Annotated in this window: 9 protein-coding genes; 2 read left to right on the plus strand and 7 right to left on the minus strand. The window is 57.8% G+C overall.

Annotated features, from left to right (window positions below):
- A partial coding sequence (locus tag P1U71_RS10045; protein ID WP_301105463.1) for a DoxX family protein occupies positions 1–384 on the minus strand: 384 nt, incomplete at its 3' end.
- A 103-nt stretch (positions 385–487) separates the two neighbouring features.
- On the opposite strand from P1U71_RS10045, the gene P1U71_RS10050 reads away from it, so the two are divergent.
- Positions 488–1,381, plus strand: a complete 894-nt coding sequence (locus P1U71_RS10050; RefSeq protein ID WP_301105464.1) for a LysR family transcriptional regulator — start codon at positions 488–490, stop codon at positions 1,379–1,381.
- On the opposite strand, the gene P1U71_RS10055 is transcribed toward P1U71_RS10050, so the two are convergent.
- From P1U71_RS10055 to P1U71_RS10080, 6 genes are all read right to left on the minus strand, one after another.
- Positions 1,378–1,959: a peroxidase-related enzyme gene (locus P1U71_RS10055; RefSeq protein ID WP_301105465.1), complete on the minus strand. Its 582-nt coding sequence runs from the start codon at positions 1,957–1,959 to the stop codon at positions 1,378–1,380. The two genes, P1U71_RS10050 and P1U71_RS10055, sit on opposite strands and share 4 nt — an antisense overlap.
- A 37-nt stretch (positions 1,960–1,996) precedes the next feature.
- Positions 1,997–3,070: a chorismate synthase gene (gene aroC, locus P1U71_RS10060; protein ID WP_301105466.1), complete on the minus strand. Its 1,074-nt coding sequence runs from the start codon at positions 3,068–3,070 to the stop codon at positions 1,997–1,999.
- A gap of 24 nt (positions 3,071–3,094) precedes the next feature.
- Entirely contained in the window at positions 3,095–3,904 is an 810-nt protein-coding gene (gene fabI, locus P1U71_RS10065; RefSeq protein WP_301105467.1) for an enoyl-ACP reductase FabI, read from the minus strand.
- Between the two features lie 104 nt (positions 3,905–4,008).
- Complete coding sequence (locus P1U71_RS10070) at positions 4,009–4,905, minus strand: J domain-containing protein (RefSeq protein WP_301105468.1); 897 nt, start codon at positions 4,903–4,905, stop codon at positions 4,009–4,011.
- 86 nt (positions 4,906–4,991) lie between these two features.
- Positions 4,992–6,359, minus strand: coding sequence for a hypothetical protein (locus P1U71_RS10075; protein WP_301105469.1), 1,368 nt, complete (start codon positions 6,357–6,359; stop codon positions 4,992–4,994).
- Positions 6,360–6,420: 61 nt separating this feature from the next.
- Entirely contained in the window at positions 6,421–6,918 is a 498-nt protein-coding gene (locus tag P1U71_RS10080) for an RT0821/Lpp0805 family surface protein (protein WP_301105470.1), read from the minus strand.
- Between the two features lie 227 nt (positions 6,919–7,145).
- Between P1U71_RS10080 and pdxH the strand changes: the two genes are divergently transcribed.
- Positions 7,146–7,588: pyridoxamine 5'-phosphate oxidase (gene pdxH, locus P1U71_RS10085; protein ID WP_301105471.1), on the plus strand; the 443-nt coding region annotated here is incomplete at its 3' end.

Consider the following 7,588-nt stretch of genomic DNA (forward strand, 5'->3'; position numbering starts at 1 on the left):
TTTCGACCGGCGATCGAGGCTGTAGGCACCCGCCCCGTTCGCGACGAGGAACAGAAAACCGCCCGCAATGGCAATGTTCTTCATGAACAGGATCATCTGCATCTGGTCACCGGGTTGCAGATGGAAAAGGAGAGCCGAGACAAGGCAGAAACCGGCGAGCAGAAAGGCCACGATCCGCGTCTGCCACCCGGCAAGAATGGCAAGGCCGCCGCCCAGTTCCACCAGAATGACGAGCGGGAGCAGAATGCCCGGCACGCCAACGGATTCCATATAGCCTGCCGTTCCGCTATAACCGGTGATCTTGGCAAAGCCCGCCGGGACAAACAGGATCGCGATAAAAATACGGCCCGCGAGGTCAAATAAAGGGGTCAGTTTCTCTAGCATCGTCATCAACTCCAGCGTTCATCATGAATTACTCGTCGAATATATGTCTGTTTTTTAGAATATAAATTGAATAATTTCGGCATTTATTGTCTAATTATTAGACATGCTGACCACAACACTCACCCAATGGCAGATATTTAACGCCGTCATCGACCATGGCGGCTATCTTCAGGCGTCGGAGAAGCTGAACCGCAGCCATTCCTCTTTGCATCACGCGGTGCAAAAGCTGCAGGGCCAGCTCGGCGTCAAGCTTCTTACCGTTGAGGGCAAGCAGGTCAAGCTCACCGCCATTGGCGAAGTAATGCGCAGGCGCTCTCTAAGACTGATCGAGGATGCGCAAGACCTTGAGCGGCTCGTCGGGACGGCCCGGCAGGGCTGGGAGACGGAAATTACCGTCGCGGTGGAGGGGGTATACCCCAAAGACCAGTTGATGGCGATCCTCACGCAGTTTCATGAGCAGGGCCACGGTACCCGCCTCAAGATCGAGAGTGTCATTCTGAATGGCGCAGTGGAGGCAATTACGCGGGCCACGGCTGATCTTGTGATCACGCCCATCGTCCCGCAGGGTTATCTCGGCACACCGCTGATGGCCGTTAAAATGGCCCCCTATGCTCATAAGGAACATCCGCTGGTGACAGCCGATGTTCCGGTCGAGACCGGGGAGCTGCACCGGAATTTACAGATTGTTATCAGCGACCGGACAACCCAGCCGCTGCCGACGGCTATCGGATGGCTGAAATCGGAACAGCGCTGGACGGTGAGCGATTTCCATCAGGCACGGGAAATCCTGCTCTCGAAACATGGCTTTTGCTGGCTTCCCGCGCATATAATCCGCGAGGACATAGAGCGCGGAGATCTTGGCCTGCTCAATACCCGCGACAAGCTGGAACTTCTGGTGCCCTTGAGCCTTGTTATTCCCTCGCCGGAGAAAATCGGTCCCGCCGGACGTCTTCTCGCCGATCTGTTCCGGAAAACCGCGACTGACAGCAGCCTTTAGCGCGCGCTTGAGTGATAGGCCTCGTTCGGCATCATGTCGATCGCCATGGCCATGCGATTGCTCATGTTGAAGAAGGAGACCGTCGCCGAAATATCCCAGATATCGCGATCGGTCCAGCCCGCATCACGGAGCGCCTGGCGGTCGCTTTCCTCCATCTCGTTCGGAGTCTTGGTCAGCTTATAGGCGAAATCGAGCATGGCGCGCTGCTTCGCGGGGAGTTCCGCCGCGCGATAGTTCATCACCATCAACTCGCCGAGGATCGGATCGCCCGACAGCTCCCGCACCGCCGCGCCATGGGCCGTCAGGCAGTAGAAGCATTGATTGACGGAGGAAACAGCAACGGCGATCATCTCCCGCTCAAGTTTCGACAGACCGGACTCGCCCAGCATCAATTCCCCATACATATCCGAAAAAGCGCGGAGCTTCGCGTTATCGAAGCTGTAGGCCGCGAGAACATTCGGCACCATGCCGAGCTTTTCATCGCATACCGCGAAATATTTCTGCGTTCCTTCATCCAGCTCTGCGCGAGCCGGAACCGGAACATCTTTCAGGGCATGAACATATTTAGGCTGGGACATGGGGGCTCTCCTTCATTTGCTTTTGTTGTTTTCTAGTCTAACCGTTCTGGCCACGATGACGCAAAAGATGATCGGCAAGGACGCAGGCCATCATTGCCTCCCCCACCGGAACGCCGCGAATACCGACGCAAGGATCATGTCGGCCTTTCGTCTGGATTTCCGTCTCGTTACCGTCGATATCAATCGTGTCGCGCGGCTTCAGGATCGAGGAGGTCGGCTTTACCGCAAAGCGGACGACAATATCCTGCCCCGACGAAATCCCGCCGAGGATCCCGCCCGCGTGATTGCTGAGAAATCTTGGGAAGCCTTCATTCCCGCTGCGCATCTCGTCGGCATTGGTCTCCCCGGTGAGTGCCGCAGCGGAAAAGCCATCGCCAATCTCGACCCCCTTCACCGCATTGATCGTCATCATCGCCATGGCAAGATCGGAATCGAGCTTGCCATAGATCGGCGCGCCAAGCCCGGCAGGCACACCGGAGGCCACCAGCTCGATCACCGCGCCGACGGAGGAGCCGGCCTTCCGGATCGCATCGAGATAGTCTGTCCATTCCCCGACAATGCCGGGATCGGGCGACCAGAAGGGGTTGTTATCAACCTCAGCCATATCGGCGTGGGACCGGTCGATGACCTTGTCGCCAATCTGGGTGAGATAGCCCTTGATCTTGATGCCATCGCCAAGCACTTTTCGCGCAATGCCGCCTGCCGCAACCCGCGCCGCCGTCTCCCGCGCGCTGGAACGGCCACCGCCGCGATAATCGCGGATACCGTATTTGCTCTGATAAGTGAAATCCGCATGGCCAGGGCGGAACTTGTCCTTGATATCCCCGTAATCCTTGGAGCGTTGATCGACATTCTCGATCATCAGGCTGATCGGCGTGCCGGTGGTTTTCCCCTCGAACACGCCGGAGAGGATTTTCACCGTATCGGGCTCTTTGCGCTGGGTGGTGAAACGCGACTGGCCGGGCTTGCGCCGGTCCATCCAATGCTGCAACTCGGTCTCACTCACCTCGATCAGCGGCGGACAGCCGTCAACCACGCATCCAAGCGCCGGGCCATGGCTTTCCCCCCAGGTCGTCACCCGGAACAGATGACCGAAACTATTGTGAGACATAAGGACTTCCGCCTGAAAACTTGTTTACTTGGTGATGTCGGGCGCGTCTTCCGCCTTCATGCCGACAACATGATACCCGGCATCCACATGATGGGTCTCCCCCGATACGCCGGCGCCGAGATCGCTGAGCAAATAGAGCGCCGATCCGCCGACATCGTCAATGGTGACATTGCGTTTCAGCGGTGAGTTGTATTCGTTCCATTTCAGAATGTAGCGAAAATCGCCAATACCGCTCGCGGCCAGCGTCTTGATCGGACCGGCGGAGAGTGCATTCACACGAATTTTGTTCTTGCCCATCTCAACGGCGAGGTAGCGCACCGCTGCCTCCAGCCCTGCCTTGGCAACGCCCATGACGTTATAATGCGGGATCACCCGCTCCGATCCGTAATAGGTCAGCGTCACCATGCTGCCGCCGTCGCTCATCAACTCGGAAGCGCGCTTGGCCAGTGCAATAAAGGAGAAGCAGGAAATCTCCATCGTCATATTGAAGTTATCGCGCGTGGTATCAGAGAAATTGCCGCGCAGCTGATTCTTGTCGGAAAAGCCGATGGCATGGACGAAAAAATCGATCTTGCCCCATTTTTTCTTCAGCGCCGCAAACACCGCATCCATAGAGGCGTCATCGGTGACGTCGCATTCCAGGACCGTGTCGGACCCGACACTCTCGGCCAGCGGCACTACCCGTTTCCCGAGCGCTTCGCCCTGGTAAGTGAATGCGATCTCTGCACCATGTTCATGCAGCGCCTGTGCAATTCCCCACGCCAGCGAATGGTTATTGGCAACCCCCATGATAAGGCCTCTTTTACCAGCCATCAAACCCTTGTGCTGCGTCATACGCGTCCCCTCATTACCCGTCTACAAAACTATAATTATTCTATCTTTTTATCGCGGTTGTGTAAGGCAGTCAAAAGACTTATGCACGGCGTGGTCGATGACGGCTATTTCGCCTTCAGCTTGGAGCGTGCATCATAGTCATGCTTTTCCGCCCATTTCGTCACCCAATCCTGAAGCTCTTCATCCTGTTTATCTGGCAGGACGACTTTCAGACTGACCATCTGATCCCCGCGCGTACCGCCCTTTGCGGCAATCCCCTTGCCCTTCAGGCGGAGCTTCGTGCCCGTGTTGGACCCGGACGGGACTTTCAGATTTACCGTACCATCCACCGTCGGCACCTTGACGGTTGCGCCCAGCACCGCCTCGGGCAGGCTGATCGGCAGTTCGATAACGACATTCTGTCCCTCCCGCCGGAAAAAACTGTGCGGCTGCACGGTGATATTGATCAGGATATCGCCTGCCGGGCCGCCACCCGCACCTGCCTCGCCCTGCCCGCGCAGACGGATCTGCTGACCATCGGTGACACCTGCGGGAATAGTGACATCAAGGGTTCGACCGCCATCGCCCATGGTCAGGCGCCGTTTGCCGCCAAGAGCCGCTTCCATGAAGTCGATCTCGATTGCGAATTTCCGGTCACGGCCCTTTTCGGGCACCCGGCCGCGAAAGCCGCCGCCGCGCAAATTGCCAAAAATCTCGGAGAAAATATCCTCCGCCGCACCGCCGCCAAAACCGCCTGCTGAGGACGCGCGATGACCACCACGAAAGCCGCCCATTTTCTCCTGACCGCTCTCGTCGATCTCGCCGTTGTCGTAACGAGCGCGCAGTTTTTCATCGCCCAGGATATGATAAGCGGCGGAGATTTCCTTGAATTTCTCCTCCACTTTCGTATCCCCCGGGTTCGCGTCAGGATGGTGCTGTTTGGCGAGCTTGCGATAGGCGGATTTAATCTCCTGCTGGCTCGCGCCTTTAGAAACACCAAGAATACTGTATAAGTTTTTCATCCGTCGCCATGCTGGACGCTGACGCGCCGCTAAAGTCATTAAGCCCCTTTAATATCAGTATATAAGGCTTTTATCTTAGGATTTAACTAATTCACCCGATCAATCTGTCTTTTTTCAAGATGTGTCAAGTTAGGTTCCAGATCGGCAAGGGCCGCGGCGGCCTCACCGGAACCGTTGCCCTTCGCCTTATCCCACCAGAAATAGGCCCGCACCCGGTCTACCGGCACGGCAACGCCCGCGCTAAACAACCCGCCGAGGCGGTATTGAGCCTCTGCATTGCCGTCCGCGGCGAGCTGCGCCCAAATGCTCAATGACTGCTGATACTGTTTCAGGGTATAGGCGAGATCGGCCATTTCCAGCTTCTCCGCCGCGCTGAGGCCGGTTCCGGGCGGAACGGCGCGGGCCTTCGGGATGGATGTCTTTGTTGCCGCCGGTTCCGCTTTTTCCGGTGACGAAATTGCCGCGACCGCGACCGGCTTCTGCGGGACGGCTACAACGGCGGGTTTTTCAACGGGTGTCGGTGCGGGAGCCGGTGCCGGTTTCGCTGTGGTGAGCGGCTGGGTCGCCGCAGCCGTTTCCGGCGTAGTCTCAACAGGAGTCGCAGCAACGGGTGCGTCCGCAGGCAGCTCGGAGGCGCTTTCCGCCGTCTTGCTTTCCTGCGTCACAACAAGGGATTTCAATGCCTCATAAAAGCCTTTTTTCTGAACACTTTTCGGGGCTGAGGACGCGGCCGCGGCGTCCGTCACGTTCTCCTGTGGCTCAGTTGCTTGCGGGGCGGGGGCTTGTGTCGCTTCTACCTGGTCGGCCTCTTTCCCGGCGGGTTCCTCAATCACCTCAGCCGGATCGGGCTCTGCGGCCTCCGCCGACTTGATCAGGGGCCCGCCCGCGCCGACCGTTTCCCCATTGTCGGACTGGCTCTTGATGCGCGCCGCCAGTTCCGCCGCTTTTTTCTTCGCCTGCGGATGGCCCGCCTTCGCGGCCAGGGCAAACCAGCCGAGCGCCCGCTCGTCATTGCGTTCCACGCCGAGACCATTTTCCAGAAGCAGGGCAAGATTATATTGGGAGACCACATGTCCCTGCTGCGCGGCGCGGGCAAACCAGCTTGCCGCCTGGGCGTAATCCTGATCCACTCCCTCGCCGTCGAGATACATGCCCGCGACATTGGCCTGCGCCCGGTCGAGCCCGACGGTCGCCGCCCGCTTGTACCATGTCATCGCCTTGGCGTAATCCTGCGGAACGCCGAGGCCGCGCCGGTACATATGGCCGATATTACGCATTGCCGCCGGATCATTATTCTTCGCCAGCGGCAGCCATTCATTGAACGCGGTTTTATAGTCTTCGGCCTCATAGGCCTCGACACCTTCGTTGAAACCCGCCCGGGCGGACGGGCTTGTCCCGAGGGTGACAAGCAACGCCGCCGTCAGGGCAACCGTGAATAGCTTATTTCGTCCCATTAAAAATGTTGTCCGGCCCGGCCCCCGATATATTCGGGAGGCCGAAGCCGCCTTCCACCCCTTAATTCATGATCTGCCAGGAGCCGTCAGGCTGCCGACAGGCTGTTCCATAGCCTTTTTCAAGCTTGCCGCCAACTTCAATCGTCTGCTGGAACTCCCGGCAGTAGCGACCATCGAGATGATTGCCGTCACGCACCGGCGTGATCGACCCGGAATTGCCACTGTCTGGATTGTTCCAGCTGATCGTCTGGCCGATCGGCGCCGTGGTCGCCCGTTTTTCAGCGCGGTCAATCTGCGCACGATCCGCCGCATCAAGCGTCTTGCCAACTTCACTGCCAACCATCGCACCGGCCAGCGTGCCAAGGCCGACGGCCACAAGCTGCCCCTTGCCCTTACCGAACATGGAGCCGAGCAACGCACCGCCGATACCGCCGATTATCGCGCCACCGGTTGTTTTTGGGTTATTCTGGGCATCCGCGCAGCCCGCGAGAGCAAGCGCCAGCGCCACTGCCGTGACCACCAGTAGATTTGATTTTCGCATCATTACAATCCTTGTCATCGTAAAATTCAGATCCTGACAGCTGTCAGACCATCCCCGTTTCATCACTATATAGGTCCACAAGAGACTTTTATAGTAATAGGTCCATCACAATTCATTTCAAATGCTTTCGGATAGGCCTATCTTAATGTAAACGTCACCGGTCGACAATTCCGTCGCGGCCAATTAAGTTTGGCAACGAAATGCGGCAAAGCAGTGGCATGCAGTGAGATAACGAGTATCCGAAAATGACTGTGAAAAACTTTACCGAACTCCTCACCGAGTTTCAGGACTGGATGGCGGAAGCCGAGAAAAGCGAACCCAACGACCCGACGGCGATGGCGCTGGCCACAGCCGATACGGAAGGATATCCCTCTGTGCGGATGGTATTGCTCAAAGGTGTGGATGAGCGCGGCTTCGTCTTCTATACGAATTTCGGCAGCCAGAAAGGCCGCGAATTACTTGCGAATCCGCGTGCTGGGCTTTGTTTTCACTGGAAATCCCTGCGCCGCCAGATCCGCATTCAGGGCACCGTCGAAAAAGTAACAGACGCGGAGGCCGACGCCTATTTCGACAGCCGCCCGCGCGACAGCCGGATCGGGGCCTGGGCCAGCCAGCAGTCCCGCCCGATGGAGGGGCGTTTCACGCTGGAGACGGAAGTTGCCAAATATGCCGCGAAATATGCCATCGG

Origin of the sequence: Sneathiella sp., from assembly GCF_029233945.1 — a bacterium.
GTDB lineage: Bacteria > Pseudomonadota > Alphaproteobacteria > Sneathiellales > Sneathiellaceae > Sneathiella.

Bases quoted from the DNA above. Each gene is read 5' to 3' on its own strand.
- P1U71_RS10050 (WP_301105464.1), top strand. From the start codon at position 488: ATGCTGACCACAACACTCACCCAATGGCAGATATTTAACGCCGTCATC.
- P1U71_RS10055 (WP_301105465.1), bottom strand. From the start codon at position 1,959: ATGTCCCAGCCTAAATATGTTCATGCCCTGAAAGATGTTCCGGTTCCG.
- aroC (WP_301105466.1), bottom strand. From the start codon at position 3,070: ATGTCTCACAATAGTTTCGGTCATCTGTTCCGGGTGACGACCTGGGGG.
- fabI (WP_301105467.1), bottom strand. From the start codon at position 3,904: ATGACGCAGCACAAGGGTTTGATGGCTGGTAAAAGAGGCCTTATCATG.
- P1U71_RS10070 (WP_301105468.1), bottom strand. From the start codon at position 4,905: ATGAAAAACTTATACAGTATTCTTGGTGTTTCTAAAGGCGCGAGCCAG.
- P1U71_RS10075 (WP_301105469.1), bottom strand. From the start codon at position 6,359: ATGGGACGAAATAAGCTATTCACGGTTGCCCTGACGGCGGCGTTGCTT.
- P1U71_RS10080 (WP_301105470.1), bottom strand. From the start codon at position 6,918: ATGACAAGGATTGTAATGATGCGAAAATCAAATCTACTGGTGGTCACG.